This is a genomic window from Streptomyces sp. NPDC059255, assembly GCF_042752355.1.
Taxonomy (GTDB): domain Bacteria; phylum Actinomycetota; class Actinomycetes; order Streptomycetales; family Streptomycetaceae; genus Streptomyces.
Genome location: NZ_JBHYZP010000015.1, coordinates 19449 through 41530, shown reverse-complemented (window position 1 = coordinate 41530; position 22082 = coordinate 19449). Strand labels below are relative to the sequence as shown.

Genomic DNA, 22082 nt, shown 5'->3' with positions numbered 1-22082 from the left:
CCGGTGCTCACAGGGCCGCACGCTCCTTCAGCGGCTCCCACCAGGCGCGGTTCTCGCGGTACCACTCCACGGTCTCCGCGAGGCCCGCCGCGAAGTCCTTGCGGGGCTCGTACCCCAGCTCCTCGCGGATCTTGGTGCAGTCGACGGAGTAGCGGCGGTCGTGTCCCTTGCGGTCGGTGACGTACTCGACGCTGGTCTCCCAGTCCGCCCCGCAGGCCTCCAGGAGGAGGCCGGTCAGCTCCTTGTTGGAGAGCTCCGTGCCGCCGCCGATGTTGTAGACCTCGCCCGCGCGGCCCTTCGTACGGACCAGCTCGATGCCCTGGACGTGGTCGTCGATGTGCAGCCAGTCGCGGATGTTGCCGCCGTCGCCGTACAGGGGCACCTTCTTGCCGTCCAGCAGGTTCGTGATGAACAGCGGGATGACCTTCTCGGGGAAGTGGTGGTGCCCGTAGTTGTTGGAGCAGCGGGTCACGCGCACGTCGAGGCCGTGGGTGCGGTGGTACGAGAGCGCGATCAGGTCGCTGGACGCCTTCGCCGAGGAGTACGGCGAGTTGGGCTCCAGCGGGTGCGTCTCGGGCCAGGAGCCCTCGTCGATCGAGCCGTAGACCTCGTCCGTGGAGATGTGCACGAAGGTCTTGACGCCCGCGCGGTGGGCGGCGTCGATCAGCGTGTGCGTGCCGACCACGTTCGTACGGACGAACTCGGCGCCGCCGTCGATGGAGCGGTCCACGTGCGACTCGGCGGCGAAGTGCACCACCTGGTCGTGCTCGGCCATCAGCTTGCCGACCAGCTCGGGGTCGCAGATGTCGCCCTGGACGAAGCGGAATCCGGGGTGCTCGCGGACCGGGTCGAGGTTGGCCGGGTTTCCCGCGTAGGTGAGCTTGTCGAGGACCGTGATCTCGACGTCGCCGGGGCCCTGCGGGCCGAGCACCGTACGGACGTAGTGCGAGCCGATGAAGCCGGCACCGCCGGTCACGAGAATCCTGTGCGTCATGAGGAGATCTGCACCTTGCTGTGGTCACCGAGGACGAGTCGGTGGGCGGACGGGTTACGGGGGGCGGGGGTGATCTCGACGTCACGGCCGATCAGCGACGCCTCCACGCGGCGGACGCCGGTGAGCGAGGACCCGCGCAGGACGATGGAGTACTCGATCTCGCTGTCCTGGATGGTGCACCCCTCGGAGACCGAGGTGAAGGGACCGATGTACGCGTCGCTGATCACGGTGTCCGCGCCGATGATCACGGGGCCGAGGATGCGGCTGCCGGTGACCTTCGCGCCCTTCTCGATCCTCACCCGCCCTATGATCTCGCTGCCCTCGTCGACGGTGCCCTCGCAGTGCGGCTCGACGGTCTCCAGCACCGAGCGGTTGACCTCCAGCATGTCGGTGACGTTGCCGGTGTCCTTCCAGTACCCGGAGATGGTCGTGGAGCGGACGTCGCGCTGCTGGTCGATCAGCCACTGGATGGCGTGGGTGATCTCCAGCTCGCCGCGCCAGGACGGCTCGATGGAGCGCACGGCCTCGTGGACGGCCGGGGTGAAGAGGTAGACACCGACGAGCGCGAGGTCGCTCTTGGGCTTCTTCGGCTTCTCCTCCAGGGCCACCACGCGCCCCTCGCCGTCCAGTTCGGCGACGCCGAAGGAGGTCGGGTTGGGGACCCTGGTGAGCAGGATCTGCGCGGCGGGGCGCTCCTCGCGGAAGCCGTCCACCAGGCCGCTGATGCCGCCGACGATGAAGTTGTCGCCGAGGTACATCACGAAGTCGTCGTCGCCGAGGAAGTCACGGGCGATGAGGACGGCGTGCGCCAGGCCGAGCGGGGCGTCCTGCTGGAGGTACGTCACCTTGATGCCGAACTGCGAGCCGTCGCCCACGGCGGCGCGGATCTCGTCCGCGGTGTCGCCGACGATCACACCGACCTCGGTGATGCCCGCCTCCGCGATGGCTTCGAGGCCGTAGAAGAGCACCGGCTTGTTCGCCACGGGGACGAGCTGCTTCGCCGATGTGTGCGTAATGGGCCGCAGCCGGGTGCCTGCCCCACCGGACAGTACGAGAGCCTTCACTGTTCCTGTATTCCCCTGCTGTGATTGCGATGCTGTCCGGGGGTCGCCCGACAGTCCGATTTTACCTACGCTTCGCGGCGCCGTCTGCTGCCGGTCACCACGGAAGGGTGATCCGGCCCGCTCCGGGGGCGCAAAAGAGTGCGTTCCGGAGCCCGTACGCGCACGGGCGCGGCCCGGTACCACCGGCCGCGCCCCTCCCGGCCCCCGCCCGGGCACCGTGCTCCCTCACGCCGTACGGCCGATTTCTGCGCAACTCCCTTACGCCACACGGTTCTTCATCGGCGCGAGGCCCCGTACGCGGGTACGCAGCCGGCGTGCCACCCGGCGTGCCAGCGACCTCCGCCGGCGCTCCGCCCGGGGCGGCTCGATGGGGCGCAGTCCCGGCTTGCCCACCCAGTCCCGGGTGGTCACCTCGAACACCGCGTCGGTCAGCCCCGAACGGCGGTCGCCGAAGTGGGGGAAGGCGAGGTACGGCGTCCGGGCGCGGCCCCGGTGGACCACTTCGGGCACCGTCTCCGCCTTGATGAACGCCAGCATGTCGGCGAGCAGATCGAGCCGCCCGAGCGCCACGCACTCCAGCCGCAGCCGCTCGTTGACCTTGATGTGACGCGCCACACCCGGGTTCCAGTACCGCGCCATCAGCGGGGCGACCAGCTCCAGTTTGTGGCGTCGTACCGTCTCGGACTCCTTGACGATCCCGTGCGCGAACTGCTGGATCAGCCCGACCGTGAAGGGTCTGACCATCAGTCTGTCGCGCCGGGGACCCGCCGGCTCCAGTTCGGCGATGAGCGTCATCAGGGCCGTCACGGCGGCGAACCGGTGCGTGTAGTCACCGGCCTTGGTCACATGCTTGCCGTCGTCCCTGCCGACCAGGTAGTAGCAGGTGTAGTCGGAGATCACCGAGACGCCGCCGCCCCGGAGGTAGGCCGCCATGGTGAAGAGGGCGTCCTCGCCCGTCCTGAGCTGCTCGTCGAAGCGCAGCCCCAGCCGCTCGACCATCTCGCGCCGGAAGAGCTTCTGCGCGCTCAGCGTGTAGATGACCTGCGAGTTGTGGACATCGACGCGGTCGGCCGTACGCCGCCACATCGAGCTCGGAGCGCCCCGGTTGACCCCCACCACCTTGCCGAGCACCACGTCCGTGCCGGCGCGGTCGGCCACCGTGATCATGCGCTCCAGTGCTTCGCCCCCCAAGTAGTCGTCCGCGTCGAGGAAGAACACGTACCGTCCCCGGGCCAGGCCGAGGCCGACGTTGCGCGGGCCGCTGGGGCCGCCCGAGTTGGCCTGGCGCACCACCCTGGTCGGGATGGCCGTCCGGGCCGCGAACTCCTCCAGGTAGTCACCCGTGCCGTCGGTCGAGCCGTCGTCGACGGCGACGAGCTCGATCCGGTCGGCGCCCAGCGTCTGGGCCTCCACCGACTCCAGGCAGCGGACTAAGTAGGGCATGGCTTCGTAAGCCCCGACGATCACGCTCACAACAGGAACAGACATATTGTTCATCAGAATTCAAGACAAGCTGCATCGAACGTTGGTTGTCCGACCCCGAACGCCAGTGTGCGTGATGCCCGTCACATGCGCGAGTTGACCCGACGGGGTGTCACGGGGACACGGAAAGGCCCGGTGGGACGCTCCCTGGAGAGCGCCCCACCGGGCCTTCCGTCGTGTTCTCCCCGGTCAGCCGCGTACGGGCGAGTCCAGGTCGTTGATCTCGGCGTCCCCGGCTTCCCCGGCTTCCCCGGCGACCCCTGCGCTCCGAGCGTTCTCCGCGCTCGGCGCCGAGTCGTCCGGCGCGGCCGCCGCCTCCGGCTCCCCGAGGCGCTGCTCGACGCCCGCGTTCCGTGCCAGCGACTTCGCGGACAGCGCCTGCGTCGCCGCCTCGAACTGCTCCATCGACGTCGGCTCGTCGGGGCCCAGCAGATACCGCTTCAGCTCCCGGCGCTCGTCCGCGAGACGGTCGGCGGCCGGGTCGGCGACCGCGGCGAGCAGTTCGTCCAGCTCCCGCGCGCTGTTGGTGAGGATCACGGCGGCCCGTACGGCGGTGTTCTGCCGCTTGAACTCCTCCGCGCCCAGCTCCGCCGAGTCCGTGACGGCGTACGGCTTGCCGCTCGCGATGAAGTCGGACACCACGCTGGAGATGTCGGAGACCATGGCGTCCGACTCGTTGAAGCAGTCGTACAGCGCGGGCTCGGAGCCGCTGATGACCCGGTGCTCCCACCAGCCGAAGGAACGCCAGTGCGCGCCGTTCCACTCACGCCGCAGCCGCGTCAGCTCCTCCTGACGGGCCGGGTCCGCCTGGGAGTCACGCGACTGCTCCGCCTCGTCACGCCCTGTGTCCGCGGCGCCCATCAGCTCGCCGAGGCGCGCGGAGATCCTGGCCAGCTCGGCCTTGGCCGCGGTCCGGTCAGCGCTCAGCCCGGCGCTTTCCTTCGCCCAGCGGGCGTCGGTGGCCCGCTCGGCGGCGGCCTTCTCCACCAGGGCGATGATCCGCTCGTGCACGGCCTTCGCCTTGGCGCTGCGGGTCCCGGTGAAGGGGTGGGGCTTGTAGAGCACCCGGACCGGGCTGTCGGCCTTCAGGAGCCGCTTGACGATGTTCTCGCCGGCCAGCAGCAGCGAGGTGTTCCCGGGGTTGTCGTCCCAGCCCTCCCAGGTCGGGGCGTACAGCACGGTGGGCACGGGGTGGCGCTGGGCGCCGCTGTACGGCTGGATCGGGGCGAGCTGCGGGCGGCCGACCTCCACGATGTCCTCGTCGCGCACCCCGACGTCAGCGAGCGCGTACCGGTCGCGCCCGGCCCGGCCCGCGGTCCACACCTCGTCGTACGCCTTGCTGTACGGGTTGACGCTGGCCAGCTTGTCGCTGTCGCCGTGGCCGATGAAGACGTGCTTCATGGTGGGCACGCGCAGCATGTGGATGTTCTTGCCGACATTGGCCGCGTAGAGCGCGACCCGGACGGTCGACAGGTCCAGGTTCATCAGGTGCACCCCGCCGGGGACGCAGAGCACCGGCACGTCCGTCGTCCCGAGCTGCTGGGCGATGGCCCGCTCCCGCAGCACGATCAGCGGCCGGCCCTCCAGCCGGTCCATCGTGTCCAGCCACATGTTGACCTGGTACGCGGACTCCTTGGAGCCCGAGAAGTACAGCATCACGGTCGGGCGGTACCCGGCCAGCCAGCCGTCGACCGCCGTGAGCACCTTCTCGGCGTTGGGTACGAGCCGGCTCGGCCGCAGGTAGGGCAGGAGCGCGGCGATGTAGCCGACGGCGAGGAACAGGCTGAGGCCGAGGCCCGCGAAGCCGTAGATGTTGTCGCGGGTCTGGAGCGTGATGATCACACCCACCATGGCGAAGACGTCGAGGTGGAGCATCTTCTCGGCGGAGCGGTTGAGCAGCCCGCGCGGCGGCGCGTCCGGGATCCGGATGCCGGTCAGGTCGATGTTGCGGGTGACGACGGGCAGCCTGCGGCGCAGCCGGAGCAGGGTGACGATCGCGCCGTGCGGCGCCTGGAGCGCGTAGAACATCAGGACCATGACCACGGTCACGTAGAAGATCCGGTCCTCACCGAGGCCCGACCTGGCGACCAGCAGCACCAGCAGCATCTGCCGGATCAGGAACCGGATCGAAAGGCCGGCGCGCACCTTGGCGAGCCGGTTCACCAGATAGCTGCCGCGCTGGTGCAGGTAGGTGTCCGCGAGATAGGTCACGGCTGCGGCCGCCGCGAAGAACCAGAGGTTGGGGATTATCGCGGCGAGCATGACGCACGGGAAACTGATACCCAGAAGAAGTGCGGCTGCCAGCTCTGATCCGCTGCCCACGCGGGCCAGGCGGATAGCTGTCGAAATCACGGAAAACCTGCTCCAGACCGTGCCGGCTGATGACCTTGCAAGGGATGCGTGAACAAACGACTTCACGACGTCACGTAATGACGGCTTCGCGACTTCACGCTTTCACGACTTCACGAACTGGGGCCTCCGCGGTTCGCGCGGAGGCGACCCACAGAGGCCCTGTCAAAGATTGTCAAGAAGTATTACACATCTTCCTGACGGTCCAGTACGGCGGCGAGCGCCTGCTCGAAGTCGGACGACTCCGAGGCGCCGCGCGTCGGGTCCTGCTGGCGTACGTCGATCACATGGCCGGTCAGCTCGGAGAGCAGCACGTCGAGGGAGGTCTTCGCGACCGCCTCGGAGGAGAGCAGCGAGCCCTCCGGCTCCTGGCCGAACGCCTTGGTGCGCATGGGGGTGGCGGTCCGCTCCGGGTTCACGCAGTTGACCCGGATCCCCTCGCCCGCCCACTCGTCGGAGAGCGCCTGGGTCAGATTGACCATGGCTGCCTTCGTCGACGAGTACAGGCTGTACTCGGCGCGGCCCCGGGTGTAGCTGCTGGAGGTGTAGAGCATCAGCTGGCCCTTGGTCTCCGCCAGGTACTTGTACGAGGCGCGCGCGATCTGCACCGGCGCCAGGTAGTTGACGTTCAGCGCCTCCTGGATCGTGGTGTTGTCCGTCTCGGCCAGCTTGCCGATACGCAGCACACCCGCGGTGTTGATCACGTAGTCGATCCGGCCGGTCTCGCCGTAGGCCCGGGAGAGCGCGTCGTCCACGTGCTCCGGGTTCTCCACGTGCGTACCGGTGGTGGAGCGGCCCAGCGCGTACACCGTGGCGCCGTACGACTCGGCGAGCTGGGCGATGTCGGCGCCGATGCCGTACGAACCGCCGAAGACGACCAGCGTCTTACCGGTGAGCAGCTCACGGTAGGACTCCTCGGACGGCTGCTCGGGCGCGCTCGCGGAGGCGAGCTGGAAGAGCTTGTCGGCGATGAAGACGTCGACCGGCTGCGTCACCTTCATGTTGTACTCGTCGCCCGCCACGACGTAGATCGGCACGTCCGGCAGGTACTTGAGCACGACGGAACAGTCGTCGGTGGCCTGGAAGTTGGGGTCGCCCGCCGCGACCTCGTACGCCGCGCGGATCGTGGAGAGCTTGAACGCCTGCGGGGTCTGGCCGCGGCGCAGCCGGGACCGGTCGGGGACGTCCGTGATGAACTCGCCGTCGCCGCCGTGCGTACGGGTCACGATGATCGTGTCCGCGGACGGGATGGCCACGTCCACCGCCTGGTAGCGGTCCAGCGCGTCCACGCAGTCCTTGATCACGCGCTGCGAGAGCAGCGGCCGCACCGCGTCGTGGAAGAGCACGTTACGGTCCTCGCCCGGTGCCAGCCCCTCACCCAGCGCGGCGATCGCGCGCTCGGTGGTCTCGTTGCGCGTCGTGCCGCCCTCGATGACCCGGGTGACCTTGGTCAGCCCGGCCTTCGCGACGATCTTCTCCACGTCGGGCACATAGCCGGGGGCCATGAGCACGATCACGTCGTCGATCGAGTCGCTCTGCTCGAAGATCCACAGGGTGTGCTCGATGACCGCCTTCCCCGCGATCTTCAGCAACTGCTTCGGGATCGACAGCCCCACCCGCTGACCGGTACCGCCCGCCAGGACGACAGCGGTGGTGCGGGGCTTCGCGGGCGACGCGGAAGTTGCAGACACAGGACAGACCTACCTTGCGGGCTCAGAGGATGTAGCGATGGTCCCACCCGTGGCAATCGTCGTGCAAGGTGGAGCACAGGCGCCCGCCACCGGCCCGCAACCCCTGATTCACCTGGGAGGACAGGTGCGTGCGTGGTGCGTGGCCGACAGGTGTACGTGAAGGAGACCACAAAAGATTCACGTCGGAGCACGGGGGCTCACAGATGAGAGGGGTACGGAGCGGGGCCACCGATCACCGCCGAACACCGCCGATCGCCGCGGGCGGCCGCCTCCGGCGGAGACGGCCGCACCTGGGATGGTCCGGGCGGGTCAGAAGGGCTTGAATTCCTCGTACTCCCGCTGCGACTCGTCGCGCTCGGCATCGCGGTCCCGGCGCCGCTGCGCCGCCGGACGCGGCTCCTCCAGGCGGTGGTCCTCGCCGCGGCGGCCCAGCATCTCGGCGCCGGCCATCATCGTGGGCTCCCAGTCGAAGACGACCGCGTCGTCCTCGTCGCCGATGGCGACCCCGTCGCCCGCCCGCGCGCCGGCCTTCATCAGCTCGGCCTCGACACCGAGCCTGTTCAGCCGGTCCGCGAGGTAGCCCACGGCCTCGTCGTTGCTGAAGTCGGTCTGGCGGACCCAGCGTTCGGGCTTGTCGCCGCGTACCCGGTAGATGCCGTCCTCCTCCAGGATGACGGTGAAACCGGCGTCGTCGACGGCCCTCGGGCGGATGACGATCCGGGTCGCCTCCTCCTTCGGCTTCTCGGCGCGCGCCGTGGCGATGATCTCCGCGAGCGCGAAGGACAGCTCCTTGAGCCCCAGGTGCGCCACGGCCGACACCTCGAAGACGCGGTAGCCGCGCGCTTCGAGATCGGGCCTGATCATCTCGGCGAGGTCCTTGCCGTCCGGGATGTCGACCTTGTTGAGGACGACGACGCGCGGCCGGTCGCCGAGGCCGCCGTACTGCGCGAGTTCCGCCTCGATGACATCGAGGTCGGTGACCGGGTCACGGTCCGACTCCAGCGTCGCCGTGTCCAGGACATGGACGAGTACGGAGCACCGCTCGACATGGCGCAGGAACTCCAGGCCGAGCCCCCGGCCCTGGCTGGCGCCCGGGATCAGCCCGGGGACGTCCGCGATGGTGTAGACGGTCGAACCGGCGGTGACCACGCCCAGGTTGGGGACGAGCGTGGTGAACGGGTAGTCCGCGATCTTCGGCTTGGCGGCGGAAAGCACCGAGATCAGCGAGGACTTGCCCGCGCTCGGGTAGCCGACGAGCGCCACGTCCGCGACCGTCTTCAGCTCCAGGACGATGTCGCCGCCGCGGCCGGGCTCGCCGAGCAGCGCGAAGCCGGGGGCCTTGCGGCGGGCCGAGGCCAGCGCCGCGTTGCCGAGGCCGCCGCGGCCGCCGTCGGCGGCGACGAAGGTGGTGCCCTCACCGACGAGGTCGGCGAGGACGTTGCCCCGCTTGTCGAGCACGACGGTGCCGTCGGGCACCGGCAGCACCAGGTCCTGGCCGTCCTTGCCGGAGCGGTTGCCGCCCTCGCCGGGCTTGCCGTTGGTGGCCTTGCGGTGCGGCGAGTGGTGGTAGTCGAGCAGCGTCGTCACCGACTGGTCGACGACGAGGATCACATCGCCGCCCCGGCCGCCGTTGCCGCCGTCGGGGCCGCCGAGCGGCTTGAACTTCTCACGGTGTACGGAGGCGCAGCCGTGGCCTCCGTTACCCGCGGCGACATGCAGCTCGACGCGGTCCACGAAGGTGGTCATGGGGATTGCCTCCAGTACATACGGAATTGTCTTACCTGTAACGCGCGAAAGGCGGACCCGCTTCCCGTCTCCGGGAAGTGAGGTCCGCCCTCGCGAAGAACCGTTCTACAGGCGCCCTGCCTGCCCGCCGGTACCGGGAGAGGTACCGGAGGGTTACTAGGCGGCGGGAACGATGTTGACGACCTTGCGGCCACGGTGGGTGCCGAACTCCACCGCGCCGGGGTTCAGCGCGAACAGCGTGTCGTCGCCGCCACGGCCGACGCCGGTGCCCGGGTGGAAGTGCGTGCCGCGCTGGCGGACCAGGATCTCACCGGCGCTGACGACCTGACCGCCGAAGCGCTTCACGCCGAGCCGCTGAGCATTGGAGTCGCGCCCGTTCCGAGTGGACGATGCGCCCTTCTTGTGTGCCATGTCTCCTCAGTCCCTTACTTCGCAGCCGCGGGGATACCGGTGACCTTGATCGCCGTGTACTGCTGGCGGTGACCCTGGCGGCGGCGGTAACCCGTCTTGTTCTTGTAGCGAAGGATGTCGATCTTCGCGCCCTTGTGGTGGTCCACGATCTCGGCCTGAACCTTGATGCCGTCCAGCACCCACGGGTCGCTGGTGACCGCGTCACCGTCGACCACGAGCAGCGTCTTGAGTTCGACGGTGTCGCCGACCTTGCCGGTGGAAATCTTGTCAACCTCAACGATGTCACCGACAGCAACCTTGTGCTGGCGGCCACCGCTGCGCACGATGGCGTACACGCGGAACTCACTCTCGCTCGGAACGGAACCTCTGAAGCCAGCCGCTCGCACGGGCCGGGGCCCGAGGCAGTCCTGACAGGACGAGCGGCCTCCCCCGGAGATCCGGGAGGTGGGTGCTCAGAGGTGGGCGCGCATAGGAACACACCGAAGGTTTAGAGTACGGGGCCCCTGTACAGGGGGTCAAACCGGCCCCCCTGCCGCATCGGCTCCCCGTGCCGCACCACCCGGGGAGGGCGGTGCGGCACGGGGACCGCGCGGATCAGTCCTCGGTGGAGGCCGTGACGCCGACGGGCGCCGTCTGCTCCGCCGCGGCGGTCTTCTTCGACGTCTTGGCCGCGGTCTTCGCGGTCTTCGCCGTCTTGGCCACCGACTTCTTGGCCGTCGTCTTCTTCGCGACGGTCTTCTTCGCCGTCGTCTTCTTGGCGGCCGTCTTCTTCGCCGGGGCCTTCTTGGCCGCCGTCTTACGGACCGCCTTCTTGGCCGGTGCGGGCGCCTCGGCCTCGGCCGCCGGTTCCGGCGCCGCTTCGGCCTCGGCCTCGGCGGGAGCCTCGGCCTTCGCCGGAGCGTCCACGACGACGATCGCCGCCTCCTCCGCGCCCGACGGCGAACCGGCGGGGGCGGTGACCTTACGGGTCGCCCTGCGGCGCGCCCGCGGCGGCGCCGCCACCGGCGCCTCCTCGGCGACCGGCTCCGCGGCCGGCTCGGTGACCGGCTCGGTGACCGGCTCCACGGGGGCCGGCTCGGGCTCCGGGGCCACGGGGACGACCACCTCGGCCGCGGCCTCCGCGTCGGCCGCCTTCGGCGAACCGGCCGGAGCCGACGCCTTACGGGTGGCGCGGCGGCGCGTGCGCCCCTGGGGAGCCGCGTCCGCGACGGGCGCCTCAACGGCCTCCACGGGCGCCTCGGCCACCGGGGCCACCTCGGCCTCGGGGACCTCAGAGGTCACCGGGGCCTCAGGGGCCTGCGGTGCCTCCGCCCGTACCTCCGGCTCCGCCGCCCGGGGCGCACCGGCCGGGGCGGACGCCTTGCGCGACGCACGGCGGCGCGAACGGCCCCGTACGGCGGCCTCGGCCTCCGCGATGCTGCTGTACAGCTCCTCGTCCGGTACGAACTCAGGCGCGGCGAGCGCGACCGGAGCCGCCACCTCCGCCGCGAGCTCGGCCTCCGACTCGGTCCCGGCTTCGGCGGACTCCGCCGCCGTACCCGTCACCTCGTGGTCGTGCTCGTGGTCCGCACCGGCACCACCGCGACCGCGCTTCTTGGCCCGCTTGCCGTTGCCGCCGCCACCGGCGGCCACCGGCTGCTCCATGTGGACGATCACACCGCGGCCGTTGCAGTGGACACAGGTCTCGGAGAAGGACTCCAGCAGACCCTGGCCCACCCGCTTGCGGGTCATCTGCACCAGGCCCAGCGAGGTGACCTCGGCGACCTGGTGCTTCGTACGGTCCCGGCCCAGGCACTCCAGCAGACGCCGCAGCACCAGGTCCCGGTTGGACTCCAGCACCATGTCGATGAAGTCGATGACGACGATGCCGCCGAGGTCGCGCAGCCGGAGCTGGCGGACGATCTCCTCGGCCGCCTCCAGGTTGTTCCTGGTGACGGTCTCCTCGAGGTTGCCGCCCTGGCCGGTGAACTTCCCAGTGTTGACGTCGACCACGATCATGGCCTCGGTCTTGTCGATGACCAGCGAGCCGCCGCTCGGCAGCCAGACCTTGCGGTCGAGCGCCTTCATGAGCTGCTCGTCGATGCGGTACGTCGCGAAGACGTCCACCTCGCTGGTCCAGCGCGACAGCCGGTCGGAGAGGTCCGGCGCGACGTGCGCGACATAGCCGCTGATCGTCTGCCACGCGTCGGCGCCGCTGACGATGACCTTCGAGAAGTCCTCGTTGAAGATGTCGCGGACCACCCGGACGGTCATGTCGGGCTCGCCGTAGAGCAGCGTCGGGGCGTTGCCGCTCTTCGACTTCTTCTTGATGTCCTCCCACTGCGCCTGCAGCCGCTCGACGTCACGGCGCAGCTCGTCCTCGCTGGCGCCCTCGGCGGCCGTACGGACGATGACGCCCGCGTCCTCGGGGACGATCTTCTTGAGGATGGTCTTCAGCCGGGCGCGCTCGGTGTCCGGGAGCTTGCGGCTGATGCCGGTCATCGAACCCTCGGGCACGTACACGAGGTAGCGGCCCGGCAGCGAGACCTGGCTGGTCAGGCGGGCGCCCTTGTGACCGATCGGGTCCTTCGTCACCTGGACGAGCACCGACTGGCCGGACTTGAGGGCGGTCTCGATCCGGCGGGGGCCGTTGGCCATGCCCAGCGCCTCGAAGTTGACCTCACCGGCGTACAGGACGGCGTTGCGGCCCTTGCCGATGTCGACGAAGGCGGCCTCCATGGACGGCAGTACGTTCTGCACCTTGCCCAGGTAGACGTTGCCGACGTAGCTGGTCGCCTGCTCCTTGTTGACGTAGTGCTCGACCAGGACGTTGTCCTCCAGGACACCGATCTGGGTGCGCTCGCCGTGCTGGCGGACGACCATCACGCGCTCGACGGCCTCGCGGCGGGCGAGGAACTCCGCCTCCGTGATGATCGGCACGCGGCGGCGGCCCTGCTCGCGCCCCTCACGGCGGCGCTGCTTCTTGGCCTCCAGACGGGTCGAGCCCTTGATGGACTGGACCTCGTCCGCGCCGGTGCCGGGCTCGCGCCCGTCGTCCTTCGCGCGGCGTTCACGCGGCTCGCGGACCTTGACGACCGTACGCTCCGGGTCGTCACCGCCCCCGGCGCCCTGCTCGGCGTCGGAACCGCCGTCGGCGCTCCGGCGCCGCCTGCGGCGACGGCGGCGGCTGCTGGAGGAGCCGCCCGAGGACGCGTCGTGGTCGTCCTGCTCGCCGTCGTCGAACGCGTCGGAGCCGTCCGGGCCGCTCCGGTCGCCGTCCGCCTCGTCGGTGTGCTCGGCGGCGGTCTCCTCGCGCTGCTCGTCCGTGGTGTCCTCGGCGTCCGCGGCCTCACCGCGGCGACGGCGGCGGCCACCCCGGCGGCGGCGCCGCGAGGGACGGTCCCCGTACTCGTCGGAATCCTCTGCGGATTCCGCGGACTCGGACGCCTCATCGTCGGAGGGCTCGTCGTCGCTCTCGCTCGCGGGCTCCTCGACGGGCGCGCGCGGCGTCTCCGGCGCGGCCTCGACGGCCGGCTCCGCGGCCTCGCCGCGGCGACGGCGCCTGCTCCGGCGGCCCGACGGCTCGGGCTCGGCGACCGGCTCGGGAGCGGTGGCGGCGGGCTCGGCGGGCTCGGCGGCCTCGTCGAGTTCGTCCGCGGCGTCGGTCCGCCCACCGGCGGCCGCCGCGGCGGCGGCGGTCTCGGGGGTCTGGAACATCGGCTCGGTGAAGACGGGCGCCTGGAAGACGGCCACCGCGGGCCGTACGGCACGGCGGCGCGAGGCGCGCTCGGGCTCACGCTGTACGGGCTTGTCGGCGGCGGGCTTCCCGGCGGCAGGCTTCTCGGCAGCGGGCCTCTCGGCCACGGGCTGCTCGGCGACGGGCTCGGGCGCCGCGACCGGTGCGGTGGCCCTGCGGCGCGTACGGCCCCGGGTGGCGGCCTTCTCGGCGGCCTGGACCTCGGGCTCGTCGGCGGCGATCCGGGCGACGGTGTCCCCCGGCAGGCTCTCGCCGCCGGCGGCGACGGTGCCGTTCCCGTTGTCCTCCGGGGCCGTCCCGGCCTCCGGCGCACCGGCGGGCGCGGTGGCCCTGCGGGTGGCACGCCGACGAGGACGCGCGGCGGGCGCGGGCTCCTCGGCCGGGGCCTGGGCGACGGCGGCGCCGTCGGCGGGCGCGGCCGTCTCCTCGACGACGGCCGTCTCGACCGGCTCCGTGGTGGTCTCGGGCGCCGTGACCTTACGGGTGGCGCGGCGACGGGCGCGCGGCGGCGCGGCGGGCTCCTCGGCAGCCACCTCATCGGCGACGACAGCCTCGGCGACCGGCTCTGCCACCGGCTCGGGCGCGGCGGTCTTCCGGGTGGCGCGGCGGCGGGCACGCGGCGGCGCGGCGGGCTCCTCGGCAGCAGCCTCATCGGCCACAACAGCCTCGGCGACCGGCTCTGCCACCGGCTCGGGCGTGGCCGTCTTCCGGGTGGCGCGGCGGCGGGCACGCGGCGGCGCCGCCTCCTCGACCGGAGCGTCCGGGGTCTCCGACGCGTCCGGCGTCACGGACTCGGCGGCCGGTATGGCCGGCGCGACGGTCTCCGCGACACTCGTCGCACCGGCGTCCGACGCGGCGGTGCCTTCGGCCCCGGTGGGCGGTCCCGCCGGGCGGGACGCGGCCCGGCGCCTGCGGCGCGGGGGCAGCGTGTCGCTGGGTGAGTTGTTCTCTTCGTTGGTGTCCCCGGGGGTACCGGGTTCGGTGGACTCGAGCATGCGGGGGGTTCTCCCGTCACGCTCCCGGGCGCCACGCCTGGTCCGGTCCGGCCGCGGCCCGCGCTGTGCGCGATGTGCCGCCGTCCGGGGCGCGGGCGCCGCACGGGAGCTGTTATGTCTGAGTCGCCGGTTCCGTACGCGATGTACGTACGGCCTGGCGAAAGTCTTCTGGTCAGTGCGCCGCCCGACCCAGGTGGCTCCCGAGTCCCAGGGCTGCGCTACAACGACCGCCTTACGCGGAACCTGCACCTTCCGGCGCCGTCGCGGCGGCGGGTCCGGCGGCCATGGGTGCGGCGGGCCGGGCTGCCTCGCGGTCGGGCGCGAGCGGGTCGGTCACCGTGCCGGACTCCTCGTCGAAGAGCCCCTGCGCCAGCCTGGTCACCGCTGCGGGGACCGGCGGCGCCAGGTCGGCCACAGCTCGGAGACCGGACAGGACGTCGTCGGGTCGTACGGCAGGTGTCACGTGCCGAACCACCAGCCGCAGTATCGCACAGGGCCCGTCCCCCGGCCTATCAGGCTGTGGACGAGCCACCTCCAGGCCGGCCACGGCGGCCCGTGCGTCGAAGGTCCGCAGACCGTTCTTCGCACGGCGTTCCACCTCGACGGTGCCGGCGGCGAGGAAGGCGGAGACGGCGTGTTCCGCCGCCTCCTCGGTCACGCCGTCCAGCCGCAGCTCCCACACGGAAGCGGTCAGCCGGTCGGCGAGTCCCGGGATACGGGCCTCGACGGCGTCGATGATGTCAAGGCCCGCAGGCAGCGACTCGTCGAGCAGCTCACGCAGCTTGTCGGGGTCGCGCGCCTCCACCAGGGCGATCTCCAGGAACTCGGCCTCGCTGCCCGTGCCGGTGGGTGCGGCATTGGCGTACGACACCTTCGGGTGCGGGGTGAACCCCGCCGAGTACGCCATGGGCACCTCGGCACGGCGCAGCGCCCGCTCGAAGGCGCGCTGGAAGTCTCGGTGGCTGGTGAACCGGAGGCGGCCGCGCTTGGTGTAGCGCAGTCGGATGCGCTGCACCGCCGGTGCGGGAGGCGGGCCTTCGGGCTGTCGCTTGCCCAGTGGTTCTTCTCCTCGGTGCGGGCGGTACGCGGTGACGCGCCGCCCATGGACGTGACTTCGGCGGGATCACCCCGAGTCCTGGACCCTCCCCACGCTGTGCGGGGAGATCTCGGGTACGGGCGCCGCGCCGGGGACGATCGTTGTACTACCCAGAGTACGCGCCCGGTGCTCCGGCGGTTCCACAGGCCGCGACACCCGAGCCCCGCCCACCAGCGCACGCCACGCCTCCCGGCGTGCGGCGCGGACGGTTTCCACCGTCTCCCGGAGTGCGCGGCGCGCGCTCCTGCCCGCCGCGGCCGCGGCCGACCTGGCCGGGGCCCAGACGCTGTCGCGCACCCAGTGCCCGACCGGGGTGCAGATCCGCAGGTACGTCCAGCGCGCCGGCCGCCCCACGAGTTGCCGGGCGAGCCACCCGAGCCCCCGCCAGGCGGCGCGCGAGAGGTGTCCGGCGACCCGCCAGGCGACGCCGAACGCGGCCCCGGCCTCCCGCCCGACCGGGGCGAGGATCCTGCGGTACACCCAGGTCACGGGGGTCACCACCAGGAACAGCAGCAGCCACACGAGTGCGGCGAGCAGGGCCCGTCCGGTCGCGGCGGCGGCGCGCAGGAGGACGGCGGACAGCCGGGCGATCCCCTCCCCCAGCGGTGTGAGCAGCCACCGGTACACCCACGCGGCGGGCCGCGCGAGCCCGTACGTCAGCGCGGGCACCGCCACGTACCGCCACAGCGCCGCCCACGGCCACACGAGCAGCGCCTTTCCCAGCCACCCCAGCGCGACGCCCAGACCGTGGCCCAGCGGGGTGAGCAAGGTCTCGTACAGCCAACGGATCCCGTGGCCGAGCGGGGTGAGCAGCCGGCGGTAGCTCCACACCGCCGGCACCACCACCCCGTACCGCACCACCGGCACCACGGTCCACTGCCACACCGCCGTCACCAGCCACCCCACCGCGACCGCGGCCCCCCACGCCGCCGGGGCGAGCACGGAGGCGTACAGCCAGGAGAGCGCCCGGCCCAGCGGGCGCAGCACGATCCGGTGGAAGCCCCGCGCGACGGCGACGAGGACGTCCCACACCATCCGTACGGGCACGACGACCACCAGCACGACGACGCGCACCGGGATCCTGACGACCATCGCGAGGCACCCGGCGTTCTCCACGCCTTCCGCGGCCTCCGCGCCCTCCGCGGCTTCCGTGCCCTTCCCGGCCTCCACGCCTTCCGCGGCCTCCGCGCCCTTCCCGGCCTCCACGCCCTCCGCGGCTTCCGTGCCCTTCCCGGCTTCCGTGCCGGGCTCGTGGCCGGGCTTGTCCAGCTTCATACCGCTCAGGACGCCTCAGCCGTCCGTCCGGATCCAGAACCGGAGCTTTCCCCCGCGCTCGTCCTCCAGCCTCCCGCCGGCCGCCTCGATCACCTTGCGCGAGGGGGTGTTGGTGGTGTCGCAGGTGACGAGGACCGAGTCGACGGCGAGCGCGCGGGCGACCGGCAGCGCGGCGAGGAGCATGGCCGTCGCGTGTCCCTGCCGGCGGGCGGTGGGGCGTACGGCGTAGCCGATGTGGCCGCCGATCTCGCGCAGGTACGGGTTGAGCCGGTGGCGGATGTTGAGGCGGCCGAGGAAGGTGTCGCCGTCGACGTACCAGAGGGTGGTGCTCGGCACCCAGCCCGCGATGCGCGGGGTCTCCTCCAGCGGCTCGGCGTTCAGCCGCGCGCAGTAGGCGGCGAAGACGTCCGGCCGGTGCCAGTTCCCCGCGTACTGCTCCATCTCGTGGGCGAGCAGGGACCGTTCGCCCTCGTCCTCCTCGACGAACTCCTTCATGGCGTCGAGGAAGGAGGCGTGGACGCGGACGTCGGGTGCGATGAACTCCGGCATCGCCCCATTGTGCCGCCGTCACACGCGGACCCGGCCAGGGTTTTCGTCCCTGGCCGGGTCCGTGTCGTTCACCTGGCCGTGCTGGTCACCTGCCGGGACGGCTCACCTGCCCGGACTTCTCACTTGACCACCGTCAGCGGCAGCAGCTTCTTGCCGGTCGGGCCGATCTGGATCTCGGTGTCCATCTGCGGACAGATGGACACACGCCGACATCCACACATACCCTCCGGCCCATGAAGACGTATGCCATCGAAACCGAGTGGACCGCCTCGGACCTCACCCTCTTGGAGGATCTGAAGAGGGCGGAAGCTCTACTCCCTGCGGATGCTCCGCGCGCCCTGCTGTCCATCCGCCTGTCCGTACTTACCGAGGACACTACGTCGCCCGTGCGGCAGGAGCTGGACCTCCGCCTTCTGGCGAGAGAGAAGGGGTGCCGTGTTGTAGGCGTCGCCTCCGATCTCAACGTGTCGGCGACGAAGGTTCCGCCGTGGAAGCGGAAGGAGCTGGGCGAGTGGCTCAACAACCGGGCCCCGGAGTTCGATGTCCTTCTCTTCTGGAAGCTCGACAGGTTCATCCGTCGCATGTCGGATCTCTCGACCATGATCGAGTGGTGTGAGCGGTACGCGAAGAACCTCATCTCGAAGAACGACAGCATCGATCTCGAATCGACCGTTGGCCGGATGATGGTCACGCTCATCGGCGGTATCGCTGAGATCGAGGCGGCGAACACATCGACTCGCGTCGCTTCCCTGTGGGATTACACCCGGACCCAGGACGCGTGGTTCGTGGGCAAGCCTGCGTACGGCTTCGTCACGACGAAGGTGAGCGGTAAGCCGACCCTTGCTATCGACCCGGTCGCACACAAAGCGCTGCACTGGGCCCGCCGCATGGCACTGCGGGGAGTGTCGGCCCGGCGCATGTCTCTCTGCCTCGTCCGCTCCGGGCTCATGTCCACAGGGCTCACCACAACAACTCTCCTCCGTCGTCTCCGCAACCCGGCACTCATGGGCTACCGAGTGGAGGAGAGCAAGAACAAGGGTGTACGCCGCTCCAAGCTGATACTCGGACACGATGGCAAGCCGATCACTGTGGCCGAACCGATCTTCACCGAGGACGAATACAACGAACTCCAAGAGGCCATCGACCGACGCGGCAAGAACCAGCCCCAGCGCCAGACGCACGGCGCGACCCAGTTCCTCGGCGTCCTGGTCTGCGTCGACTGCACATCGAACATGACGGTGCACGTCACATCCAACAAGTTCGGCCAGTACAAGTACCTCCGGTGCCAGAAGTGCAAGAGCGGGGGACTCGGCGCCCCGGACCCACAGGGCGTGTACGACGTACTTGTGGGCGACGTGTTGCGTGTGCTCGGCAACTTCCCCGTCCAAGTCCGCGAGTACGCGCAGGGGGCTGAGGCTCGCGCCGAAGTGAAGCGACTTGAAGAAGCCATCGCTTACTACATGAAGGGACTTGAGCCGGGGGGCCGCTACACGAAGACGCGGTTCACCCAGGAACAGGCAGAGAAGACGCTCGACAAGCTCACCGACGAACTGAGCGCGATCGATCCCGAGACGACGCAGGACCGATGGACCCTCGTACACAACGGCAAGACGTTCCGCGACGCGTGGGAGTCCGGAGGCATGGAGGCGATGGCGGAGGATCTCCGCCGCGTCGGCATCACGTGTGAGGTGACGCGGACCAAGGTCAAGGGGGTGCGCGCGCCGTCCGTGCATCTGCGGCTGAAGATCCCGCGCGATGTGCGCGAACGGCTCGTCATCAAGGGTGACGACTTCGCGGCGAAGCTCTGACGGATGCCCCTGCCCCTGCTCACCTGCGATGACACCAGGGGCAGGGGGTTGGTTCGTCAGGCTTGACGACCGGACGTCTCGCCGTGTATTAAATCTATCCCGCTCCTTCGAGGAGCGGACACCGTGGCTCCCGTCGCGTGACGACGGTAGAGCTGGCCACCAGACCGGGGGCCGCGATCCCGAGGGGCTCGCAGGGAAACGCCGAGGGCCTCCCGAAGCGCAGGACGGTACTGCGCGACTCAACCCGCCGAGCCGTGGCTACTCGCTGCGCTCGACCATCGACCGGAGTCGCGAGCCTTGAACATCACGAGCGAAATCGTCTGGACCTGCGAGGCGTGCGCATCGCCCCTCACTGACGGACAGCCCCACGCCTGCGGAACTGACGACGTTCCCGCTTGACCAGCGATACACCTCATGCCCCAAGAGAAGGGAGGCACATGTCCCGCCGTCCGGCGGGGGTCACTGGCGCACGCGTGCGCCGCACAGGAGGGAGCCGCAACCAGTGGCTATCAGCTTCGGTCATGACCGCCCTTGGGGCGGGGTCTCTCAGCACGAGTACCGGCGCATGGCGCAGCACCATGGACACGCGCTCGCCTACCGGGTCCACTTCGCCGCCATCGGATGGGCCGACCGCCACGGACACGCCGCGTTCGAGCCGGGCCGACTGGCCGCACTGCTCGGCAAGGACGGCAAGCGACTGTCCGACCAGAGCACCCGCAACGCGGTAGCACGCGCCAAGGATCTCCACCTCATCTCGCCCCGTTCCGGCGCGGCCTGCCTGGTACTTCCGTCTCACCTGTTCCAGAAGGCCAAGGGTGCGCCGGTGCCCTGCCGCATCCACCAGGAAAGGTGACCGCACACCACGCGTGCAGTCAGAGCACGTCCTGCGTGTACTCATGCAGCACCTGACCTGCATGAACGTTCACGCCCTCTCTTATCTATTTGGCTCCAGTGCAGTGCGGCCCCTTCCGGGGCCGAGAGTGCGTAGCCCCTTGGCTCGACGGCGAACTGAAGCAGGGCGCGGCAGCGCCCCAACGAAGTAAGGCAACGGCGCAGAAGCAGGCGACAGGGGGCGGCTCCGCCGCCACAGTCCGCAGCCGCTACGACAGAGCGGCCCGCTAGGGCCGACAGCAGGAAGCCCAGGAAGCGAGCCCGGTGGGGCGCTGCCGCGCCCCCATAGAGCTAGCCGTAAGCGGTAGGGGCCTACTCCCGTGGGCCGCTGCGCGGCCATCTGCCGCAGCCATCAGGGCAAGGTCAGACAGTCCCTATTTCTTGCACTCCTCCGCCGCCGCTCAGACGGCAAGCGCAAGCCCGTGACCAGTCACTATTCCCTAGCCGGCCGGACCCCAGGGCAGCCCTGGAAAGGTCTGGAACCGTGGCAGGATCTGAGCTGCTAAGACATGGCGGTCCGGCCTTACCCCCTTCGGGGGTCATACCCCCACCCCTTCGCCGCTGGACGGGTGGGATGTCAGAGACGTGCGGCAGGCTGGACCCATGACTGAGCTGAACAGGATCGATGGCACGCAGACGGACCCGATGGCATGGAAGCCGGGGGATGTGGTCATGGCCGTTAACGGCGGCATCTGGGTGCGCTCCGATCACCCACGCTGGGTGTGGGACTACCCCTCGGAAGCCATGTCGATGCCCGCCCCTGGACGGCCGCACGTACCGGAAGGCGCGGTCGAAGAACATGACCCGCTCGTTCATCGTCCGTTGCTCTTGCTCATCCGCGACGGGCGACCGGTGCAGACGATCGTCATGCATGCCACTGCGCAACCAGCCGTCGAGTCTCGCGAAGAGTGATCACGTCAGGCCGTCTCATAAACCATCGTTAGTGAGACGGTCGACCGGTCTCCGGCCGGTGTCCGTTTCGCTCCCGTCTCGCCGTCTCGAAACCCGTCTCAAAAGATCCGCCTCACGACTAGCTTTCGAGACACGTTTATGAGACGTTCTGGTCATGACGAAGAAGATCAGCCCAGCCGAACAGGTCGAACGCCACGACTGCCCGAAGTGCCAGGCACCCGCAGGAAGCCCCTGCCGCACCGGAGCGGACAAGGTCGCAGCGAACTACCACACGGGCCGCTTCGCCCTGGTACCCGCACTCAAAGCCGAACTGACCGTGAAGACACCGGCCGACCGCAACCCCGGCAAGCCGTGGACACAGGGCGCACCCGTGGCACAGGCACTCGCAGGGACGCCGGGCGCAGCTATCCGGCTTGGCTACGCCCGATGCTCGACCGTGGGGCAGGAACTCCAGTCCCAGTTGGACGCCCTTGCCGGGGCGCAGTGCACCCGCGTGTTCTCCGAGAAGATCAGTACCCGCGTGAAGGAACGGCCGGAGCTTGAGAAGGCGCTCACGCTGGCACGGGAGTTCAAGCAGGCAGCGCCGAACCAGCCGGTCATCCTGACCGTGGTCGAGATGAAGCGGCTTGCCCGCAGTGCGGCAGAACTGATGTCCCTGTCCTCCACCCTTCAGGCGCACGGCATCCAACTGGAACTTCTCTCCGGCCCCCTCCAAGGGGTCTACGACCCGAACGGCGCGGGAGCCATCGTGTTCGCCGTGCTCGCTGTGAGTGCCGAGGTCGAGCGCGAAGGGATCCGGGAGAAGACGTTGGAAGGGCTCGACACTGCGGCCCGCAAGGGCAACCACGGAGGACGCCCGACCGTGGTGGACGACGACAAGCTAGCCGTGGCCCGTGCCCGGCATGCCAAGGGAGAGAGCGTCACAGCCATCGCCAAGGCCCTGAGAATCGGCCGTGCCACCCTTTACCGCCACCTGGGAGAGAGCGCCTGAGACAGGCGCACAGGCGTTCACTGACAGGCCCTTGGCTCAGCGCCGAGGGTCTTTGTCATGCAAGGCGTACGGCGCCTTCTGGCGTACGTAAC

At 70.2% G+C, this 22082-nt stretch carries 16 protein-coding genes; 4 read left to right on the top strand and 12 right to left on the bottom strand.

What is annotated here, in order from left to right:
* Nucleotides 1-7: 7 nt before the first annotated feature.
* The 12 genes from rfbB to ACFXKG_RS19010 form a co-directional block, all read right to left on the bottom strand.
* On the bottom strand, nucleotides 8-994 hold the full coding sequence (gene rfbB / locus ACFXKG_RS19065; RefSeq protein ID WP_384839953.1) for a dTDP-glucose 4,6-dehydratase: 987 nt from the start codon (nucleotides 992-994) through the stop codon (nucleotides 8-10).
* Nucleotides 991-2058, bottom strand: a complete 1068-nt coding sequence (locus ACFXKG_RS19060; protein ID WP_384839951.1) for a glucose-1-phosphate thymidylyltransferase — start codon at nucleotides 2056-2058, stop codon at nucleotides 991-993. The genes rfbB and ACFXKG_RS19060 overlap by 4 nt, the downstream gene beginning before the upstream one ends.
* Nucleotides 2059-2316: 258 nt before the next feature.
* The gene (locus ACFXKG_RS19055; protein WP_384839948.1) at nucleotides 2317-3555 is read right to left on the bottom strand and encodes a glycosyltransferase family 2 protein; all 1239 of its coding nucleotides are present in this window, start codon (nucleotides 3553-3555) and stop codon (nucleotides 2317-2319) included.
* Nucleotides 3556-3729: 174 nt separating this feature from the next.
* Nucleotides 3730-5802, bottom strand: a complete 2073-nt coding sequence (locus ACFXKG_RS19050; protein WP_384839945.1) for a hypothetical protein — start codon at nucleotides 5800-5802, stop codon at nucleotides 3730-3732.
* 272 nt (nucleotides 5803-6074) lie between these two features.
* Nucleotides 6075-7580 (bottom strand): SDR family NAD(P)-dependent oxidoreductase, encoded by a 1506-nt coding sequence (locus ACFXKG_RS19045; protein WP_384839942.1) that lies wholly within the window; start codon nucleotides 7578-7580, stop codon nucleotides 6075-6077.
* A 309-nt stretch (nucleotides 7581-7889) separates the two neighbouring features.
* Nucleotides 7890-9326, bottom strand: a complete 1437-nt coding sequence (gene obgE / locus ACFXKG_RS19040; protein ID WP_384839939.1) for a GTPase ObgE — start codon at nucleotides 9324-9326, stop codon at nucleotides 7890-7892.
* Nucleotides 9327-9482: 156 nt separating this feature from the next.
* Nucleotides 9483-9737, bottom strand: coding sequence for a 50S ribosomal protein L27 (gene rpmA, locus ACFXKG_RS19035; protein WP_329827117.1), 255 nt, complete (start codon nucleotides 9735-9737; stop codon nucleotides 9483-9485).
* A 14-nt stretch (nucleotides 9738-9751) separates the two neighbouring features.
* Nucleotides 9752-10072: a 50S ribosomal protein L21 gene (rplU, locus tag ACFXKG_RS19030; RefSeq protein WP_329827115.1), complete on the bottom strand. Its 321-nt coding sequence runs from the start codon at nucleotides 10070-10072 to the stop codon at nucleotides 9752-9754.
* Nucleotides 10073-10331: 259 nt separating this feature from the next.
* Nucleotides 10332-14468 carry an Rne/Rng family ribonuclease gene (locus ACFXKG_RS19025; protein ID WP_384839936.1) on the bottom strand — a complete coding sequence of 1379 codons (4137 nt, stop codon included), beginning with the start codon at nucleotides 14466-14468 and terminating at the stop codon, nucleotides 10332-10334.
* 232 nt (nucleotides 14469-14700) lie between these two features.
* Nucleotides 14701-15483, bottom strand: coding sequence for a TIGR03936 family radical SAM-associated protein (locus ACFXKG_RS19020; protein ID WP_384839933.1), 783 nt, complete (start codon nucleotides 15481-15483; stop codon nucleotides 14701-14703).
* 108 nt (nucleotides 15484-15591) lie between these two features.
* The gene (locus ACFXKG_RS19015) at nucleotides 15592-16839 is read right to left on the bottom strand and encodes a hypothetical protein (RefSeq protein ID WP_384839930.1); all 1248 of its coding nucleotides are present in this window, start codon (nucleotides 16837-16839) and stop codon (nucleotides 15592-15594) included.
* A gap of 15 nt (nucleotides 16840-16854) precedes the next feature.
* Nucleotides 16855-17388, bottom strand: coding sequence for a GNAT family N-acetyltransferase (locus ACFXKG_RS19010; protein ID WP_384839928.1), 534 nt, complete (start codon nucleotides 17386-17388; stop codon nucleotides 16855-16857).
* 233 nt (nucleotides 17389-17621) lie between these two features.
* Here ACFXKG_RS19010 and ACFXKG_RS19005 point away from each other — a divergent pair, with 233 nt between their 5' ends.
* The 4 genes from ACFXKG_RS19005 to ACFXKG_RS18990 all read left to right on the top strand — a co-directional run bounded on the left by ACFXKG_RS19005 (nucleotide 17622) and on the right by ACFXKG_RS18990 (nucleotide 21990).
* Nucleotides 17622-19196, top strand: coding sequence for a recombinase family protein (locus tag ACFXKG_RS19005; protein ID WP_384839926.1), 1575 nt, complete (start codon nucleotides 17622-17624; stop codon nucleotides 19194-19196).
* A gap of 565 nt (nucleotides 19197-19761) precedes the next feature.
* Complete coding sequence (locus tag ACFXKG_RS19000; protein ID WP_384839923.1) at nucleotides 19762-20049, top strand: hypothetical protein; 288 nt, start codon at nucleotides 19762-19764, stop codon at nucleotides 20047-20049.
* Nucleotides 20050-20690: 641 nt separating this feature from the next.
* Entirely contained in the window at nucleotides 20691-20999 is a 309-nt protein-coding gene (locus ACFXKG_RS18995) for a hypothetical protein (RefSeq protein WP_384839920.1), read from the top strand.
* A 154-nt stretch (nucleotides 21000-21153) separates the two neighbouring features.
* Nucleotides 21154-21990 (top strand): recombinase family protein, encoded by an 837-nt coding sequence (locus ACFXKG_RS18990; RefSeq protein WP_384839917.1) that lies wholly within the window; start codon nucleotides 21154-21156, stop codon nucleotides 21988-21990.
* Nucleotides 21991-22082 lie beyond the last annotated feature (92 nt).